Genomic DNA, 18992 nt, shown 5'->3' with positions numbered 1-18992 from the left:
GCTCGGAAGGGCTTTAAATATGTAAACTTAAAAGATTAAACTTCTTCGGTTTCTTCGGCAGCAGGAGCGTCAGCTTCTGGTTCTGCTTGAGCAGCGGCGGCAGGAGCAGCAGGCTTTTTAGCCGCTTTGCTTTCTGCGCCTTCCATTTGCTCTTTTAACTGAGCAAGAACGCTAAGGTCACCTAAAGTTGATTTTTCTACCGATTCTTTCACTTTCTTAACCGCGTTGTTAGCAGATTTTGCTTCTTTCTTACGGTTTTCGAATTCTTGAACACGAGCATCAGCACGAGCTTCTTCCCATATACGTGAATGTGAAATTACGATACGTTTGTTCTCTTTATTAAATTCAATGATCTTGAATTCAGCAGTTTCTTCAGCCTTAACTGATTTACCGTCTTCGCGCACCAGGTGTTTGGTTGGGCAGAAGCCCTCAACACCGTAAGGTAAAGCTACGATAGCGCCTTTGTCAGTTACCTTCAACACAGTACCTTCATGTATCGAATCGATAGTGAAGATGCTTTCGAAAGTATCCCAAGGGTTTTCTTCCAGTTGTTTGTGGCCTAAGCTCAGTTTGCGGTTATCAATATCAAGCTCTAAAACTACTACGTCTAATTTTTCGCCAACCTTAGTAAATTCGTTAGGGTGGTTTACTTTTTTAGACCATGACAGGTCAGAGATGTGAATCAATCCGTCGATACCGTCTTCAAGCTCAACAAATACACCAAAGTTGGTCATGTTTTTCACAGTTGCAACGTGTTGTGTACCAATGGCGTATTTCTCGCCGGCGTTTTGCCAAGGGTCAGGGGTAAGTTGTTTGATACCCAAGCTCATTTTGCGCTCGTCGCGGTCTAAAGTTAAAACTTGCGCTTCAACTTCGTCACCAACTTTCAGGAATTCCTGAGGGTTGCGCAGGTTTTGAGACCATGACATTTCTGACACGTGGATCAAACCTTCAACACCCGGGATGATCTCTAAGAAAGCACCGTAATCAGCAACAGTAACAATTTTACCTTTTACTTTAGAGCCGATCTGGATACCTTCATCAAGCGACTGCCAAGGATGAGGAGTTAATTGTTTTAAACCTAAAGCGATACGTTTTTTCTCGTCATCAAAGTCAAGAACAACAACGTTTATCTTTTGGTCTAAAGCTAAAACTTCTCTCGGGTGCTCTATGCGGCCCCAAGAAATATCTGTAATGTGCAGTAAACCGTCAACACCACCTAAATCGATGAATACACCAAAGTCGGTAATGTTTTTAACGGTACCTTCCAATACCTGGCCTTTTTCTAATTTGGCCACAATTTCTGTTTTCTGGTTTTCTAAGTCGTCTTCAATCAGCACTTTGTGCGATACCACTACGTTTTTAAACTCGTGGTTGATCTTAACAACTTTGAATTCCATTGTTTTACCCACATAAATATCATAATCCCTGATAGGTTTGATATCGATCTGTGAACCTGGTAAAAAGGCTTCAACGCCCATAATATCTACAATTAAACCACCTTTGGTACGGCTTTTTACAAAACCGGTGATGATCTCATCGTTATCCAGAGCTGAATTAATGCGCTCCCATGATTTTTGAGTTTTTGCGCGTTTGCGTGATAATACTAACTGACCGTTAGCATCTTCCTGCGACTCAACAAATACTTCAACTGTGTCACCAACCTTAAGGTCTGGTGTATCACGGAATTCTGAAACAGATACTAAACCGTCAGACTTAAAGCCGATGTTTAATACCACATCTTTGTTGTTGATGTTTACAACAGTACCGGTAATGATCTCGCCTTTGGTAATAGAACTGAATGTTCCGTCATAAAGTTTCTCTAATTCCTCACGATCACTGTCGCTGTAGTTACCAAATTTCTTGTCATCTGCATCCCAGTCAAAATCCTGATCTGGTGTTACGGAGATTTGAGACTTGATGTCCTCAATTGATATTGAATCAGCTTCTGACTCAATAGTTTCTTTTTCAGCGGTTGCCGCAACTGTACCCAGTTCAGCTTCCTTCGCTTTTAATTCTTTTTCTGCTTCTTGTTTTTTTGCCATTAATAAATTTTACTCCTTTTTCCCAACACTTAATTGGGACTGCAAAGGTACGGATATATTTTTTATAGATTAAAATTATTTAATTGTTAAATATTGATTTTTAGGCGGGTTTTGGTGATACGGAAGAGATTTGGTAATAAGATCATTATTGTGAGAAGAAATAGTGATCCTTTACACCTATTTCAGTACGACTCTGCGCTTTGTTATTGGATTTCCATTCCAATAGCTAATGGATAAACTTACTTTAATCAGGTAATTGAGAAAGCTTATCACCTATCTCGTTATAGATCTGCATAAAGTTGCCTAACAAACCCAACCTGTAGTTAAGCAAAATGGCGGTCATTTGCTGTTCATGCTGCGGGGTGAAGGGGTTTTGCCACACCCGCATGCAAATGCGCTTTAGCGCATAAGTGATCTGATTAAGATTGACATAGGTATTAAGGTAGCGACTGCGTTTAAACTCGTCATAAAACCTAAAAAACACATTTGGGTTTTTCATCCCTGCAAAATCCAGAAACTCGTGGATCACTACATGATCGCAGCTATCCAGGTGCTCATAAAAACCGGCAACGCTGATCTTATTGGTTGTGATAAGCAAATTATCCAAAATCAGTTCTATCGATATATGCCCCAGAAAAAACGGCTTAACCGGCGAGCCGGTAATGGCTGCTGTAAGCTCCTTTTTTAATTGATGTGAATGTATCAGAAAGAAATCTGAAGAATGGAAATATTTATCAACCAGCAAATGCTTATTCCATCCTTGTATAATAGCGTTGACATCGGCATTTGAATGCACCAGTTTTTCGGGATGCAGGATGATAGATTTATCGGCATTTTTTAAAAGATCGGGCAGCACGGTACCGAGCGTAAAGTAACAGTTGGTAGTATCCCGGTCGAAATAAAAATGTGATAGAAAATTCATAAGGCTATGGGCTGATGACCTGTTGGGAACAAATTACAAAAATTGGCGCTATCAGGGTAACGCCGGCTCAGATATTAGATAGCCATGACCATTTTACGGTTTACAGCCTGCAATTGTTGCGGTTAGCGCCCAACAGATAATTCTGTTATATTTGCCGTTTTTGTAACAGATATATTATCCATGAATTTTGTTGAAGAATTACGCTGGAGGGGCATGCTGCATGATATTATGCCCGGCACCGAAGAGCTTTTGAATAAAGGTATGGCATCGGGTTATATCGGGTTTGATCCAACTGCAGATTCGCTGCACGTGGGCCACCTTACCCAGATTATGACACTGATCCACTTTCAGCAGGCGGGCCACAAACCTTATGCGTTAGTAGGCGGCGCCACCGGTATGGTTGGCGACCCGTCGGGCAAATCGGCCGAGCGTAATTTATTGAGCGAGGATGTGTTGACCCACAACCTGCAATCGGTACAAAAACAGCTCGAAAAATTCCTTGACTTTAATACCGGTGCCAACAGCGCACAGATGGTAAACAATTACGACTGGTTTAAAAACTTCACGTTTTTGGATTTTATCCGCGATGTAGGCAAGCACCTTACCGTTAATTATATGATGGCTAAGGATTCGGTTAAAAAACGCCTGGAGGGCGATACCGGCATGTCGTTCACTGAATTTACTTACCAACTAGTACAGGGTTACGATTTTTACTACCTATGGAAAAACCATAGCTGCGTACTGCAGATGGGTGGCAGCGATCAATGGGGTAACATTGTTACGGGTACCGAGCTTATCCGACGGAAAGACCAGGGCGAGGCATTTGCTTTAACTACGCAATTGATAAAAAAAGCCGATGGCACCAAATTCGGAAAAACCGAAAGTGGCGCTGTTTGGCTGGATGCTGCCCGCACCTCGCCTTACCAATTCTACCAGTTTTGGTTAAATACTACCGATGTTGATGCTAAAGCCTACATCCGCATATTCACCTTACTGGACAGGGAAGTTATAGAGGCAATGGAAGTTGAGCACGATGCTGCGCCCCACACCCGCATACTGCAAAAGGCGCTGGCCAAAGATATTTCCATCCGCGTACATGGCGAGGCCGGATACGAAAAGGCCATCAAATCAACTGACTTTTTGTTCGGCGGTACCGGCATTGAGTTTTTAAATGAATTAAATGATGATGAGGTTATTGGGTTATTTAGCGGTGTACCTAATTTTACGATAACTAAAGATGATTTGGCCTATGGCATTAGTGCGGCCGATCTGCTTGCTGGCAAAACTTCGATTTTTCCGTCGAAGGGCGAAGCAAAAAAGATGATCCAGGGCGGTGGCGTTTCCATCAACCGCGAAAAGGTTAACACAGCAGATGATGTTCTAGGCACGGGCAACCTCATCAACAATAAATACCTGGTAGCGCAAAAAGGCAAAAAGAATTATTTTTTAATTGTTGTTAAATGATTTGTTAAACCGACATTTGGTACATATATTTGTATAAATGTCATACAAAATAAAACATACGGTAAAAAATCAGGTTAATGAACCTATGGCAATGTATATTACACAGGCATCATCAACCCCTTTTTATAATTTGTTAGGCGGCACAAAATCTGTGCAGTCTTCAGATCTGGATATTATCACGCTTGCGCGGCAGGGTTTCCCAAAAAAATCGTTACTGGCATTAGCTAAAAAAATCTCGTTAAACATTCAGGAGTTAGCCGGTATCCTTCACATCAGCGAGCGTACCTTGCAGCGTTATGAGGATGATGCTATCATCAAAACCGAGTATGCCGAAAAAGCTGTTGAGCTGGCCCGGTTGTATACCCGCGGTGAGGAAGTATTTGGTTCGATAGATAAATTTAAGCTTTGGATCAAAACGCCAAGCCTGGTATTCAATGGCGAGGCTCCTGTTAGTTACCTGGATACATCGGCAGGGTTTGATATGGTTTTTAATGAACTTGGCCGCATAGAGCACGGTATTTTTGTTTAATGGTACTGTACCGGATTGCCAGTTGTAACTACATTAAAAGCCTTGACGGTATGGGAGCCCGCCTTTATGGTGCCCGGTGGAACAGCAAAGGCATTGCCGCGGCCTATATGGCATCATCGCGGGCGTTAGCGGTACTCGAAGTTTTAGTGCACTTGCAGCCCCTTTTTGTGCCGGAAAACTTTTGTATTGCCGAGATTGAAGTCCCCGCCGAGAGCATACTCAACATTGATTTAAAAACGCTGCCTGCCAACTGGAAGGACGTATTACCCCCGGCCGAGTTAAAACAGATCGGCAATCAGTTTCTACGTGACAGTAAATACCTGCTAATGAAAGTCCCTTCATCTGTGGTGCCCGAAGAGTTCAATTTCATTCTTAACCCGCAGCATCCCGACAGTAGTAAGGTTAAAATTCTGACCACACAACCGTTTAACTTTGACAACCGGTTACTTCAACTGAGTTGATGTATACAGATCAATTTTCTATACCTATAAGTAATAAGCATTTCTTTAAGATCTGTCCGAAAAAAATAAACCCGCTTTCGGCGGGTTTAAGTATCGGTTAAAAGTCGCTGAGTAGCTCCAGTTTCTTTTGATTGTATTCTTCCTGCGAGATCAACCCACTCTCGAAGAGGGTTTTTAAGCGTTTTAACTTTTCGGTCAACTCGTCTTTCTTAGGCTCCTCGACAGGCGCTGGCGGAGTTACAGGCGCTGAAAAGGGCGACTGCTGAACAACTGGCGCAGGCGGCTGAACAATTGGCGCGGGCGGCTGATAAGCAACCGGCGCTGCATGATCGATATTTAATGAACCCGATTCCGCACGTTTTTCTTCCAGCTCTCGCAGGCGGCGCGCTTCGCGCTCGGCCTCTTTACGCTCCTGTGCGTATTGATATAGCTTACGGGCCTGTACTTTAGGCAGGTAATCAACACCCATCTCGGCACCGTTGGTAGTTTTGGCGCTAAACACCGCGCCGATGATCTCTTCTTTAGTAAACACATCTACAATATCCTTCCAAACAAAATCAACAAATTTTATAGAAAGCCCCAGGTTGGCCGGGGTAAAAAATAAAATGCGTTTATTGGTCAGTGCGATACAATCCGGGAAAAGGTTTACTATCGGTTTTTTTTGTACAGCTATATATAAAATTTCCTCGCCGGTGGTGAGCAGGTCAACCAAACGGCTGTAAACCTTTTCAACGGCTTTAGGGTCTTGTTCGTCGCGCAAAAATTTATCTATCATGATATTACGTTTCTGATTTGGTGCAAAAATAACAAAATCCGTGGGTTGTAAGTCAAATTAAGCGATGAGCAAATTACAGCCGCGGATGTCAGAATTATCGAAGCGGCCTATGATCTCGAACGACCCATCAGCGTAAACCCTCCCCAAATCTTGTGTGGCTATAAACGCGCAGGAATTGATATTGGCCAGGTCGATGATATTGACCCCGCCGGTTTTGCCCTGGTCTACTATGGTAAGAGGGTCGTTGGTATCGCGGGTAATGATCTTCATCCAGGGCGGGCAGTTAAAAACACCTCCGCCTTTTGAGTAAGCTTGCGAGAGCAACTCCGTCATCCCGTATTCGGAGTGTATTGCCGGAACGCCAAAACCCTGGCACAACGTATAATGCAGTTCTTCGCGGATCATCTCCTTGCGGCGGCCCTTCATCCCGCCCGTTTCCATAATAATCAGTTCCGGGAAATCAACATGATAACTGTCCACAAAGTCCAATAATGCAAAGGTTACCCCTAATAATAAAGTTGGCCTGGCTGCGGCCTTCTGCTGCTGCAACACGGCATAAAGTTCCTGGTTGTTATAAAGAAAAAAACCGCTCGAAGGATTTTCTGACATGGCAATAAGGTCCTGCGCCATGTAAATGAGTGATGACCCTTCGCGTTCCAGGTATGATGGCAGCAATGCCAATACCGTATAATCTCTTATGTCGCCATAAAACAGGGCAAATGCCCGTCGGAAGCTTTGCTCATACCAGCTTACATCGGTAACATAGTGGCTGCTGGTAACCATCTCCGTAGTGCCGGAACTGGTAAACACCACCCCATCGGCCCCATCGCCGGTTACTACCCGGCGCGATTTAAACAGCTCGACCGGTAAAAATGGGATCTGATCTGTGGACCTAATAATATGCGGATCGATACGCAAGCCGGAGATAAATTCGCTATACACCTGGTTATTAACTGCCTGGTAGCGGAACACATCCAGAGCCGTTTGCTCAAACGACGCATCACTATCAAGAGAAAAGATTTGTTGCTGATCCGGCTTTAGCATATCTCCGCAAAGATAAGCCCTGCAACGGCATTTTAAAACCACTTTACTATTTAGCAAGAAACGGGTTTTACCATCACCTCAATGTCGCCAATTTTGAAAAAAAATAACGATGAAGAACTTTAAGATTATACCCCTGAGCAAAGCTTACGTAAACTCCTTAAAAGCTGCAATGGCCGACGATTTTGGTAACACTATTACGGAACACATTGCTACAGGAAAAGGGCCCTGCCGCTTAACTCTCAGGCCGTTTAACATTGGTGTTGATAGTCGTCTACTTTTAAAACATTCCCCGTTTGCAATAGGTAATGCCTTTGATCAACCAGGACCGATATTTGTAAATAGCTCCGACGTGGAAGAATATAGTGACATTTACCGTTTTCCGCCCGAAATTGAGACCGATAAAGTCGGCTTTCCATTGTCGTTGATCGGGTACGATGATGAGCAGATGATGATATTTACGCAATTGGTTGGTAACGACGATGTAGACGAACTTATCGCCCGGATCTTTGCGAACGATCAACGAATTGCCTACCTCCATGCCCGCAATGCCGAAGCCTGTTGTTACATCTGCAAGATCGAGCGCCTTACCTAAACACAACAAAAACAACGAAACGGAGTTAAATGGGTTTACATCATATAACATACCCCATGAAAAATTTACAACGTTTAACATTACCACTATTAATAAGCGCGTTCTTTTTGCTGTCATCGGCAAAGGTGGCCGACGATAAAAGCACCGAGCGCATTCAAAAAGCTACCGAAGTGCTAAAGGATTTTAGCAAAATGTCTGAAAGTATCCCGCACCAGTTGCTGGAAGATTACCAGGGCATTGTGATTATACCGAAGATGCTAAACGGCGGCTTTATTGTTGGTGGCAAACGCGGCCAGGGTATAGCTATGGTTAAGCTGGCCAACGGCAAATGGAGCGACCCGGTGTTCATTACCCTTACCGGAGGCAGCTTCGGCCTGCAGATAGGCGTTCAGTCTGTCGATCTGGTTTTGGTATTTAAACACAAAGGTGTACTTACAAAGGTTAAAAACGGCGACTTTACCATTGGTGGTGATATTTCTGCAGCGGCAGGGCCGGTTGGCCGCAGCTCTACTGCAAGTACCGATCATACGCTGGAGGCCGAAATTTATTCCTACTCGCGCAGTAAAGGATTGTTTGCCGGCATCACCATCAACGGCTCAAACCTGGCAATTAACAAAACTGCCAATGCAGCGTTTTACGGCGATGGTCTGAGCTCGGGCCAGATCTTCGAAGCCTCAAAAAACACATCGCCCGCCGTTTCCGAATTAAAGAAAACCCTAAGCGCATTGTAATAAACTACGCTTTATAAGCGCCCCGCCGGTTACCGGACGGGGCTTTTTTTTTGCTGGATATTTGATTAAAAAAACGAATAAAGGTTAACAAAGGTTTACACTATTTTGCTTAAAAACAGCTTAAAATGCTGATAATAAATTAATTATAAAAACAGTGGGTTAACATAAAAACTAGGAATTTAGTTGATTTTGGTGTGATGTGTAGGAGTAAAAAAGTATCGCTTATTTCGTTTTATCTGTCAGTTTGATCTTGTCGAAGACCTTTCGCTTTGCTAGTGGTTCGACAGGATCACCATGACAGATCATTTCGAAGACTCGTCCGCTTTGTTAGTGGTTCGACAGGCTCACCATGACAATTCTCTATAATGGTTGTGTTCTGTCAGTCTGAGCTTGTCGAAGACCGTCCGCTTTGCTAGTGGTTCGACAGGCTCACCATGACAATTCTCTAATAATGGTTGTGTTCTGTCAGTCTGAGCTTGTCGAAGACCGTCTGCTTTGCTATGGTTCGACAAGCTCACCATGACAGTTCATTCCGAAGACCGTCCGCTTTGTTAGTGGTTCGACAAGCTCACCATGACAGGTTGTTTAAATTATCCTGTTTTCGCTTCCGCCTGGGTTAATGATTGTAGCGTTGGCTTATCAACCTCACGCTTCATTCTCAAAATTTTCAATTTCTTTTAAAAATTTATAGGCAGAGTTTGCCTGGTACCACCCCGACCCTGCCAAAAGGATCTTGGCGGTTGGGTTGTTAATGTTCTTACTGCTCAATTGCCTGAAAAACCAAACTGCCATAATTAAAAATACCGCCCCTAAACCGGCGTTGGTTATAAAATAGGCTTGGCGTTTGGCTTCTAAAAAATCGATGTTAAAGAATATTTTACCGGCCAGTAGCAGCAGTACAGGGTAAAGAGGGAGCATTAATAAAGTAAACTTTACATAAGTAACAATCGTTAATTTTAGCTGCTCTATCTTTTTTTGCAGTGGTGCTATGCCACTGTTATAGCCGCGCTGCAACTGGGTAATGATTATGAGTTGTTTGATGTCGTACGCCACAAAAAGTGTCAACAGGGCTATGGTGCTAATGGCTGCAACGCTCAGTTGCGTTACCTGCCAGTTGGTATCGGCAAAATTTACGAGGTAAAATATTCCGCAGCAAAAAATAGTCATTTCTATCAGCTTGAACATCATTACTTTGTTCAGTTTGCCTTTTACTTTGTCTAGTTTCATAGTTTTTAAGAGTTGCATGTTTAATTGTAAGTTGCGGTCCAGTTTTCTGTCGTACTCGGCCCATATATTTTGTAAGTCTTGCAGTTCCATATTATAGCTTTATAAATTGTTGTTTTAAATGTTGTTTAAGCCGGCTTATTTTGGTGGCAACGTTAGTTTCGCTGATGCCCATTACCTCGGCCATATCTTTGTAGCTGTTATTATCCAGGTACAGTATCATCAGCGCCTTATCCAGCTTATTCATCCTGCCAATGAACTGGTATAACAGGCTGATCTTTTCGTTCAGCTCAAAGGAGGTATCATCGTTAGGAATTTCAATCAGGCTGTCGCTTAAGGTGGTGGTATTGCTGCGCCTTCTGTTATCTGACCGGTAAAAAGAGATGGCTGTGTTCAGCGCGATGCGGTACATCCAGGTGGATAGCTTATATTGCTCGTTGTATTTAGGGAAAGAGCGCCACAACTGGATGATCACCTCCTGCACCAGATCTTTACGGTCTTCAGGGTCGGTGCAATAGGTGTTGCATACTTTAAAGATCAGCTTTTTGTTATGCTGAATAAGGTGTAAAAACTGGTCTTTATCTGCCTGCGCCGTCATCGGTTTGGTTATTTACACCATTATTCGCAGCAGCGGGTAAATAATCACAAACAATATTAAATATTTTTGATGATGTGAGTTGCGATTTGTTCTGTCAGTCTGAGCTTGTCGAAGACCGTTCGCATTGTTAATGGTTCGACAGGCTCACCGTGACTGTTCATTTCGAAGACCGTTCGCTTTGCCAGTGGTTTGACAAGCTTACTATGACAATCATTACCACAATAACCACACTACTTTTTAAAAGCTCGTTTAACCAACACGCCTGATAATGCGGAGAATCCGCCGGCCAGGCCACCCACAAGGGCCATTACGGCCAGCAGCAGGCCCCAGCTGGGCAATTTAAAAAGGTGCGCCACACGGGTGGCCAGGATATGCTCGTTAGGATAACTTTTTAGCAGGGCCAGCGCTACCCAGGCCAGGGCAATGCCACCAAAGCCGCACCAGAAGCTGTCCCATGATGATTTACCGAAGATGATGGCCGCGCCAAACGTAAGGATGCAGGCCGCCCACCATGGCAACAGGTAACCACTTATAAATGCCAGTAACAACACTACAGGGAATAACATACTATTTGCTTAAGGTTAGGGTTGTTTTAACACGCGCCGACTTATCTGTGGCCGATTGCAGGAACAGCAGCTCTTTCAGTTGTCCGGCTTTCCATGTTGGCAGCATGTCATCATAAAAAAAGCTGCCCGGGTTGCCCGACTGGCCGCCGGGTAAAATGCCATAGCCTTTGGTTTGTTTACCTAACTGTACCACCATCCTCCATGATGGGCCGTGCCCATCAATAATGGCGTTAACGGTGGATCCATTGCCGCCCGATTCAAAATTACCAGAACCGAAACCCGGCAGGTTGGCCAGGTGCCTTACTTCAAACTTTTTCACTTTGCCCCATTGCCAGCCCGTACCCATTTTACCATATTTGGCGCTCATATCGGATATGGTGGCGTTAAATGTGCGGCTCAGCAGGTCGCCGGCGGTTTCTTTGAAGGGGGTGCGCTTATCATCAAACCAAACCGAGTTGGGGTTTTTAAGCAGCAGTTCTTCCGTTTTATCGGCAGATGGTGTGGCCAGCAATGTTTTATCTCCGCCAAAACTGTCGTTCCACGTTAACCGGTAAAACCGTTGCCACCAGTTGTTGAAAATCGCGGCAGCCACAGAATTCGCAGCCAGGTTTCTATTCCACTTTTTAAGTTCCTTTAAGGCGGCTAACTGCCCATCATCCAACTGCTCCGGGTCGATATACTTTAGCATGGTAGGCAATATATCCTGTGCCCGGATGCTGTAGGTATCAGTCTGCAGGTTGCGCATGCTATCAACAGTAGCGTTGTTCATGGCTCCCAGCCGGTCGTTTATGCGCTTGCCTCGCTCATAAAGGGCAAACTGCCAATTAATGTAATAAGGGTAAGTGGCATCTGTAGATGATTGGTTGGCCGAACTTACAAACCCACGCGGCGGGTTCTTAACGGTTGGGTTTTGTTCGTTCGGGATAAAGCCCTGCCAGTTGTTAGCAGGGTTACTGCTATCCATAATAAATTTGCCCTGGTCTTTATATTTTAACGGCAGCTTGCCGTTGGGTGTAATAGCGATATTGTTATCTGCAGAGGCAAAAACAAAGTTTTGCGCCGGTGCCGAAAAGTATTTTAGCGCCTCTCGGTAGTCGGCATAGTTTTTACCGCGGTTAAGCAGGTAAAAGGTTTTAAACTCGTCCGATTCATCATGCGCCACCCAACGCAGGGCATTGCCTACCGGCACATTTGCGCGCCCGCCTTTTGCCAGGTTAGCATTATCATAAACTACGGGGCCATGTACGGTGTAAAGTACGGTGTCCGTAATATCCGGCTGGCCAAGCACCCTGATCACCTCAATGCGTTTGGTCACCTTATTCCATTGATTATTGTACCAATATTCGTTTTTAGCAACATCTTTAAATTTCACCTGGTACCAATCCAGTATATCGGCATCTACGTTGGTTACCCCCCAGCTAATTTTTTGGTTGTAGCCGATAACAATGCATGGTGCACCCGGCAGGCTTACGCCATAAACATTCACACCCGGCCCGGCCAGTTGCACCTGGTACCAAATGGATGGAAAGGTAAGGTCGAGGTGCGGGTCGTTAGCTAATATCGGGTAACCCGTCGCCGTTTTGCTGCCGCTAATTGCCCAGTTATTACTGCCGATACCTTCTACCCTGTCCTTTACCTTCATGCCGGCCATCAGCTGCGCTTTAAAACCTGCTGGCGGCTGCGGAATGGGTAACGGTTTAAAATCCCATTTGGTCCCCGCGGGGATGATCGGGTCTTCGTGCATTTCGCGGTCAGGGAAAAGCTCGTTGGTAACCTTCGCGCCAAATTTGTTAAGCACATTGGTCATGGCCAGTTCGTTTGAGCCTCCCGCCAGCGTTTCGGACATCAGCTTAAGCAAATAAGCCGAATTGATGGGTTTCCACTCTTCTGGTGTATAGTTAAGCAGTTTAAATTCAATTGGATAACCTGCCGGTGTGAGGCTTTTAATATAAGCGTTCACACCATCGCTGTAAGCGGTGATCACCTTGCTCATTACCGGATCTTTCATGATCCCGCGCAGCGTATTTTCCGCACCGTAAACCATTCCCATGCGGCGATGATACCGATCTACACCCATGGCCTTGGCCCCAACAACCTCTGCCAAACGTCCGGATGCACTGCGGGTTTGGATATCCATTTGCCAAAGCCGCTCGCTGGCAGTAACATATCCCTGCGCGTAATACAGATCATGATCATTTTGAGCAAAAATGTGCGGGATGCGGTTTTCGTCGTACTGAATGGTTACGGGCGCTTGCAGGCCTTTCAGCTTTAATGTTTTTGAAACGGTTACATTTTTGCTTTCTGCATTTTGCCAAAAACCGGTAGCCGGGTTCAGGAAATTGCCCAGTGGCGGTACGTCGCCAAATTTGGTTTGCAGCGCCCACATCAGCGCACCGGTTATTGCTAAAGAAATGAGTGCTTTGATAAATTTCATTCCAAAAAGATATTACAGGCAAGATAAATAATAATCGGGATAAGTTTGCCCCGTGGCAATTTACAGTCGGTTAAAATACGGGCGTATCCTGGTATTTTTTCGCCTTTTTTTGCGATATTTCGGATACTTCCTTTCGGGCTTATCAACTTTTTTTGATACCCGCGAAGCCTTTTCGTCCCGGCGGAAATTCCAGGGCGGTGTTGGATTAACATCCTGCCAAAGTCCCAGTTTATTTTCGCGGGCATGTTGCTCCAGCCCCGCAAGTTCCATATTATGCGAGTATGCCAGGTACTGCCAGGCAAATCCCTGTTTTACAATTTCGTAGTTTACGTTAGTACCGTCCTGCAGTTCAATCTGTGCAACGGTACGGCCATAACGGTCTTTAGTGTTGCCTATCAGCTTCACCATCTTACCGAAGCAGAGGTTAGCTGTAAATTGTTTTGCAGCCTGCCCAAAAGCCTGGCTCTTTTCGGGTGCGTCTACTTCGGCCAGCCGTACGGTGATATTTTGATTATCGGGCGAGAGCAGTTCTATTGTATCACCATCTTTAACCTTTACAACCTTGTAAAGGGTTTCATTCTTATTACAGCCAATGGTTAGGACAATGATGAAAAGTAAAAAGAGAAACGACCTTTTGAGCATTTGCAATGATACAAAACGCGTTAATCATCTTAAATTATTTCTGGCATTACCGAGTTAGTGCGTGTTTAAACGTAAGCGCTTTTTTTTTCGAAATAGTAGCCAAACAAAAACCTCACGGCGTGGGCCCTCCTGCTATGTTTATTAACGGGCAACCCATACCTTTACTCCATGGGAAATATCAGGGCTTGCATATTTGATCTGGACGGGGTAATTGTTGATACGGCAGTTTACCACTACCAGGCCTGGAAACGACTGGCAAACGGTATGGGGTTCGACTTTACTGAACATCAGAATGAACAGCTAAAAGGTGTAAGCCGCATGGCGTCGCTTGAACTGATATTAGGCTGGGGAAACGTTACCGGGAAAACTGAGGATGAAAAATTACAGCTGGCAACGCAAAAAAACGAATGGTACAATGAAATGATTAACCAGATGACCCCTGCCGAGATTTTGCCGGGCGCCCGGGAGTTTGTGCAAAGCTGCCGCGACGCCGGGATCAAAACGGCTATCGGTTCGGCCAGTAAAAACACCCCTACAATCCTAAATAAGCTAGAGTTATCTGCCTTGTTTGATGTTGTGGTAGATGGCAACAGTGTTACTAAACCCAAGCCTGATCCGGAGGTGTTTGCCAAAGGCGCAGCGGCATTGAACGTGCCGCCTGCGCAGTGTGTTGTTTTTGAGGATGCCATAGCCGGCATACAGGCAGCAGTTGCCGGTGGTATGAGGGCAATAGGCATCGGGTCTCCTGAAACGCTTACAGAGGCCGATTTGGTTGTGAGCGGGCTGGATAAAATGAGTTTGGAGCAACTAAACAGGCTGTAAAAAATGAAATTGAAATTTTTAATTGTTTGCCTGCTGATAGCCACTGCAGGTATCGGTCAGAAAAAACCCTTAAGTATCAGCATTAAACACCTCACTAAAAACTTTTACGTTTGTACATCGTACGGTTACCCTCCCGGTAGCGATGAACCCTTCCCTGCGAACAGTTTGTTTGCAGTAACCCCTAAAGGTATTGTATTGATTAACACGCCCTGGGGCGATGAGCAAACCCAACAATTGGTTGATAGCGTGCAAAAACGCTTTAATAAAAAGATCATCTTCTGCGTCGCCACGCATTTTCATGACGACTGCGTAGGCGGTTTCGACATGTTGAAAAAGCATGGCGCTAAAACTTACTCAAGCAAGCAAACTTATGCGCTCGCCAAAAAAGAACATAACGAGCTGCCACAATTTACCTTTGCAAAAGATACTACCTTTGACATTCAAGGGGTAACTCTAAAAACTTACTATCCCGGCGAAGGCCACACTCGCGATAACATTGTAGTGTGGTTACCCCAGGGCCAGATACTTTTCGGCGGTTGCCTTGTTAAAAGCTTAGATACCGACAGTAAGGGTTTTACAGGCGACGCCAATCTTAAACAATGGCCAGCATCCATCAAAAATTTGCAGCGCCATTTTAATGATGCCCTTTATATTATCCCGGGGCACCAGGACTGGCAAGGGGGTAAAAAGCAACTGACGCATACCATCAAGGTAGTTAGCCGTTAATTTTTACGGGCCTGTAACTTCTTCCGTTCGCGAATAATGGTTTGCACGGCCTCGGCCACAAACTGCTTCTGGTCGGTTGACAAATTGCTTACAGGACTGTCACCGTCAAACTCGTACACAACCCGCCCGGTTTTTCCTGACACGGCTTCTACCTTTTTGCCGTTGCGTTCAAATTTCACATGCCCGTCTTTAGAAATATTATCAATGCTACGCTGATCCCGGCTAAATACCACCCTGCCCGAGTACTCGATGGTTTGTGAATTGTTATCGTCGCTGGTTCTTATCACAGTAGTACTGCCCCTTCTGCATGACACCATGCTGATCAGCATCATACCGATAAGGCCAAATGATTGTATGTGCCGGTAAATAAATCTTTTCATATTATTATTTTTTCAAAGATAAACATTGCATGGTATTATGCAATACAAAGTACTATAATTATATTATTTGTTGTGCCACAACTTAATTGAACGCGTTGCTTTCGAATTATGAACCAATGAGGGCATTAAGCAATGTTTACACCGTGAGATTTGTCAAAAAAAACTATATTTAGTCCGGTACTACATGCATCGAAATGCATCCTTGCCGATATCCTAATGACCAATAAGAAATTTATATTACTGCCTGCATTTTTGTTTCCGCTTGTTGTTATTTTATCGCAGTGCCTGAGCGGCGGCAAGGTGAAAGACCCGCGCGGGCCTGAATATGCCGGCGCGCAAACCTGTGTAAGTTGTCATAAAGATATCAGCAGCACTTACCTGCATACCGCACATTTTGCAGCATCGCTGCCGGCTACCGCTCAAACCATCCAGGGAAGCGTTAATCCCGGCGAAAACAACCTGGCCTACAATGACCACTCGAAATTGTTAATGCAAAAAAAAGACAGCGGTTACTATCAAACCAATTACATTAATAAAGAACAGGTAGCCACCGCACGAATGGATATTGTGCTGGGCGGAATAAAAGGGATCAGCTACTTATCATGGAAAGAGAATGAACTTTTCCAGTTGCCGGTATCATACGATATCCCGAAGAAACATTGGATTGTGAGCCCGGGGTACGATACTACCATTGCCAGTTTTGACCGCATGATCACTAGTCGTTGTTTAGAGTGCCATGCTTCATTCGCAAAGGAAGAAGCGCCTAAGCTTTCCAGTTTTTCCGGAGAAGATGTTGGGTTTCAAAAAAGTTCGTTGATCTTAAGTGTCGATTGTGAACGCTGCCATGGGCCGGCAAAAAAACACGTTGATTTTCAGCTGGAGAACCCCAAAGTTAAAACTGCTAAATACATTACCAAAATAGCCGCTTTAACCCGCAACCAAAAAGTAGACTTATGCGGTACCTGCCACTCGGGCACAAACACCATCACGTCTAAATCGATATTTGATTTTAAACCGGGCGATAAACTAAGTGATTTTAAACGACACCCGCCGTCAACCCAACCGGTAGATTACGCGCACATTGATGTGCATGGCGATCAGCTGGATATGCTTAAATCAAGTAAATGCTACATGAGCAGCCAAATGGATTGCGCTACCTGCCACAATACGCACAAAAACCAGCGCAATGACCTTGTGGCATTGGCGCAACGCTGCAGTACTTGCCATACCAGCACAAAACATAACGAGTGTGAAATGACCGGTAAGCTCACTGCTGCTGTACTAAAGGCCAATTGTATTGCCTGCCACATGCCCGCTTTACCTTCGAAGGTTATTGTTAACGAGGAGCAATCGGTACTGGTAAACACACACCATATTGCCATTTATCCAAACGAAGTAAAAAAAGTACTGGCTTACCTTAAAAAATAAGCAGCCAGTACTTTTCAAGCCTGTAATTACAAATTACTATTTGCCGTTATTTTGCAGTACGATAAATGGTGTATGTTCATCCCAGTTTGGCGAGAAGTTAGGTTGAAACAGCAGCCCGCTGGCATAGTTACCTAAAACGATATCCGGGTTGCCATCCTTATTGGTATCCGTAACTTCCATGCTCATCCAGCGGCCGTATTGGCTAACGGGTACGGCATGTGCCTTAAAGTTCATCTGCTTATCCTGCTCAAAATACACAAACTCCTCTGCCGGGTTATTTTTCATATCGGCGAAAAAGGCTATAGTGGCAATGTCCATATCGCCATCCTTATCAAAATCTGTAGCGATAGCTTTTGTACAGCCGTTGATTGGATAAAACCAGTTTTGCTTGAATTTAAAATCGCCCAGATTTTTATAGATATATAAACCATGATACGGTTTCAATATCCTGGAGTCGCGGTAGTTGTAGCCGCAGGTGTAGATCAGGTCGGGGTTACCATCATGATCAAAGTCGGTAAGCTGAAAACTGGTAGAGCCGTTGGTTGGCGGGAAAGTAAGTAGTTCCCTGGATTTAAAACCGCCTTTATGGTCATTCAAAAACAAGGAGAGGCCTTCATTATTTTCTCCGAAAAGGATCATCAGGTCCGGCCAACCATCTTTGTTATAGTCGCCTGCAACGGCCTGCACAGCACCTGCCCTATCGGTGATGGTAAATTGTTTGTAAGAGTTGTGATCTTTGGCTTGTTTTAGCAGATACACCCCTCCCTTTAAACGGCCCTGGCCCAGCACAACAATCTCGTTAGTTCCGTCTTTGTCGAAATCGGCATTTAAGGTTTGCACCGGGCGCGGCAGGTCAGCTGCTATCTCAGTCAACTGCTGGTCTTTTCCGCCCGTCAGTTTTAAATTCATCACCCTGCCGTTCGGGAAATCGATAGGGTCTAACCGGCCTATACAGGTAATTATGGCTTGCTCGGCACCTGTACTGTCCTTTACAAAATCAGCATTTACCGCTGCTGACGGAATCCTGGTTAGATTGGTTATTTTTAAGTTTGTCCACTCGGTCAGATTTCCGGACACTACATCGCCGGTATATAATTTACCGGTATTTGGGCTCGATGCAACCATTGTAGTAAAACAAATGTCATTCACCTTAGCCGGTTTGATAAGGCTGAAGCCTGCCCAGTCTTTCAGTAACGGCGATGGGGCTTTGGCAGGTATCAAGGTATCCGGCGCCAGTTTTTTGTAATAGGCAACTATGCTTTGCCACTCCAGCAACGACAGGCCGGCGGTGTCCTTTTCAGATTTATAGTAATCGGTACCATAGGTAGAGATCCCCACAAACTGCGACATGGCAGGCAAGGTATGCACCGTCCAGATGGTTTTGGTTAAAGCATTGATAGGCACCAGTGAGTGGCACTTAGTACAATGCAATTGCACCAGGGCCTTACCATCGGCTAACGTATCGCCGGTAAGCTTGTAAGCGGTATCTGATTTGCTTTTGCAGCCGTTAAGCAGCGAGCCTGCCGACAGTATCAAAACGGCAGATAAAATTGAGGATGTAAATAAAAAAGCTTTATTGAGTTTCATAAAACGTTAATACTTGTACTGT

General features: G+C 44.7%; 19 protein-coding genes. 8 read left to right on the top strand and 11 right to left on the bottom strand.

The annotated features are described in order from the left end of the window. Positions 1-35: 35 nt before the first annotated feature. Together rpsA and ACE5CV_RS10910 are read right to left on the bottom strand one after the other, a co-directional pair. Positions 36-2045 carry a 30S ribosomal protein S1 gene (gene rpsA / locus ACE5CV_RS10915; protein WP_374950205.1) on the bottom strand — a complete coding sequence of 670 codons (2010 nt, stop codon included), beginning with the start codon at positions 2043-2045 and terminating at the stop codon, positions 36-38. 244 nt (positions 2046-2289) lie between these two features. Beyond that, the gene (locus ACE5CV_RS10910) at positions 2290-2967 is read right to left on the bottom strand and encodes a hypothetical protein (protein ID WP_374950204.1); all 678 of its coding nucleotides are present in this window, start codon (positions 2965-2967) and stop codon (positions 2290-2292) included. Positions 2968-3147: 180 nt separating this feature from the next. Between ACE5CV_RS10910 and tyrS the strand changes: the two genes are divergently transcribed. From tyrS to ACE5CV_RS10895, 3 genes are read left to right on the top strand one after another with little or no spacing between them, the layout of a single operon-like run. After that, entirely contained in the window at positions 3148-4431 is a 1284-nt protein-coding gene (gene tyrS, locus ACE5CV_RS10905; protein ID WP_374950203.1) for a tyrosine--tRNA ligase, read from the top strand. A gap of 37 nt (positions 4432-4468) precedes the next feature. Beyond that, positions 4469-4960 (top strand): antitoxin Xre-like helix-turn-helix domain-containing protein, encoded by a 492-nt coding sequence (locus tag ACE5CV_RS10900; RefSeq protein ID WP_374950202.1) that lies wholly within the window; start codon positions 4469-4471, stop codon positions 4958-4960. Continuing rightward, entirely contained in the window at positions 4960-5421 is a 462-nt protein-coding gene (locus tag ACE5CV_RS10895; RefSeq protein WP_374950201.1) for an RES family NAD+ phosphorylase, read from the top strand. Before ACE5CV_RS10900 ends, ACE5CV_RS10895 begins: the two co-directional genes overlap by 1 nt. A 97-nt stretch (positions 5422-5518) precedes the next feature. On the opposite strand, the gene ACE5CV_RS10890 is transcribed toward ACE5CV_RS10895, so the two are convergent. Both ACE5CV_RS10890 and ACE5CV_RS10885 read right to left on the bottom strand, forming a co-directional pair. Beyond that, entirely contained in the window at positions 5519-6196 is a 678-nt protein-coding gene (locus tag ACE5CV_RS10890; RefSeq protein WP_374950200.1) for a PH domain-containing protein, read from the bottom strand. A gap of 57 nt (positions 6197-6253) precedes the next feature. After that, the gene (locus ACE5CV_RS10885; protein ID WP_374950199.1) at positions 6254-7240 is read right to left on the bottom strand and encodes an acyl transferase; all 987 of its coding nucleotides are present in this window, start codon (positions 7238-7240) and stop codon (positions 6254-6256) included. A 109-nt stretch (positions 7241-7349) separates the two neighbouring features. Between ACE5CV_RS10885 and ACE5CV_RS10880 the strand changes: the two genes are divergently transcribed. Both ACE5CV_RS10880 and ACE5CV_RS10875 read left to right on the top strand, forming a co-directional pair. Then, a complete protein-coding gene (locus tag ACE5CV_RS10880) occupies positions 7350-7832 on the top strand; it encodes a DUF1203 domain-containing protein (protein ID WP_374950198.1) in 483 nt (160 codons plus the stop codon). A gap of 56 nt (positions 7833-7888) precedes the next feature. Continuing rightward, positions 7889-8563, top strand: coding sequence for a lipid-binding SYLF domain-containing protein (locus tag ACE5CV_RS10875; protein ID WP_374950197.1), 675 nt, complete (start codon positions 7889-7891; stop codon positions 8561-8563). Positions 8564-9208: 645 nt separating this feature from the next. Here ACE5CV_RS10875 and ACE5CV_RS10870 read toward each other — a convergent pair. The 5 genes from ACE5CV_RS10870 to ACE5CV_RS10850 form a co-directional block, all read right to left on the bottom strand. Beyond that, positions 9209-9790 (bottom strand): hypothetical protein, encoded by a 582-nt coding sequence (locus ACE5CV_RS10870; protein WP_374950196.1) that lies wholly within the window; start codon positions 9788-9790, stop codon positions 9209-9211. 91 nt (positions 9791-9881) lie between these two features. Continuing rightward, complete coding sequence (locus ACE5CV_RS10865) at positions 9882-10385, bottom strand: RNA polymerase sigma factor (RefSeq protein ID WP_374950195.1); 504 nt, start codon at positions 10383-10385, stop codon at positions 9882-9884. Positions 10386-10615: 230 nt separating this feature from the next. Then, positions 10616-10951: a hypothetical protein gene (locus tag ACE5CV_RS10860; RefSeq protein ID WP_374950194.1), complete on the bottom strand. Its 336-nt coding sequence runs from the start codon at positions 10949-10951 to the stop codon at positions 10616-10618. 1 nt (position 10952) lies between these two features. Beyond that, positions 10953-13385 carry a penicillin acylase family protein gene (locus ACE5CV_RS10855; RefSeq protein WP_374950193.1) on the bottom strand — a complete coding sequence of 811 codons (2433 nt, stop codon included), beginning with the start codon at positions 13383-13385 and terminating at the stop codon, positions 10953-10955. Positions 13386-13445: 60 nt separating this feature from the next. Then, positions 13446-14027 carry a thermonuclease family protein gene (locus ACE5CV_RS10850; protein ID WP_374950192.1) on the bottom strand — a complete coding sequence of 194 codons (582 nt, stop codon included), beginning with the start codon at positions 14025-14027 and terminating at the stop codon, positions 13446-13448. 168 nt (positions 14028-14195) lie between these two features. Between ACE5CV_RS10850 and pgmB the strand changes: the two genes are divergently transcribed. Together pgmB and bla are read left to right on the top strand one after the other, a co-directional pair. Then, positions 14196-14849 (top strand): beta-phosphoglucomutase, encoded by a 654-nt coding sequence (pgmB, locus tag ACE5CV_RS10845; protein WP_374950191.1) that lies wholly within the window; start codon positions 14196-14198, stop codon positions 14847-14849. 3 nt (positions 14850-14852) lie between these two features. Further along, positions 14853-15575, top strand: a complete 723-nt coding sequence (gene bla, locus ACE5CV_RS10840; RefSeq protein WP_374950190.1) for a subclass B1 metallo-beta-lactamase — start codon at positions 14853-14855, stop codon at positions 15573-15575. On the opposite strand, the gene ACE5CV_RS10835 is transcribed toward bla, so the two are convergent. Then, positions 15572-15955: a hypothetical protein gene (locus ACE5CV_RS10835; RefSeq protein ID WP_374950189.1), complete on the bottom strand. Its 384-nt coding sequence runs from the start codon at positions 15953-15955 to the stop codon at positions 15572-15574. The genes bla and ACE5CV_RS10835 overlap by 4 nt on opposite strands. A 150-nt stretch (positions 15956-16105) precedes the next feature. Here ACE5CV_RS10835 and ACE5CV_RS10830 point away from each other — a divergent pair, with 150 nt between their 5' ends. Beyond that, the gene (locus ACE5CV_RS10830) at positions 16106-17383 is read left to right on the top strand and encodes a multiheme c-type cytochrome (protein WP_374950188.1); all 1278 of its coding nucleotides are present in this window, start codon (positions 16106-16108) and stop codon (positions 17381-17383) included. Between the two features lie 36 nt (positions 17384-17419). Here the strand turns inward: ACE5CV_RS10830 and ACE5CV_RS10825 are convergent, their stop codons facing one another. Further along, complete coding sequence (locus ACE5CV_RS10825; protein ID WP_374950187.1) at positions 17420-18970, bottom strand: FG-GAP repeat domain-containing protein; 1551 nt, start codon at positions 18968-18970, stop codon at positions 17420-17422. Positions 18971-18992 lie beyond the last annotated feature (22 nt).

Source organism: Mucilaginibacter sp. (assembly GCF_964263795.1).
Taxonomy (GTDB): Bacteria; Bacteroidota; Bacteroidia; order Sphingobacteriales; family Sphingobacteriaceae; genus Mucilaginibacter.
Note: the sequence above shows the minus strand (reverse complement) of the source record. Positions and strands in the feature narration are given on the sequence as shown.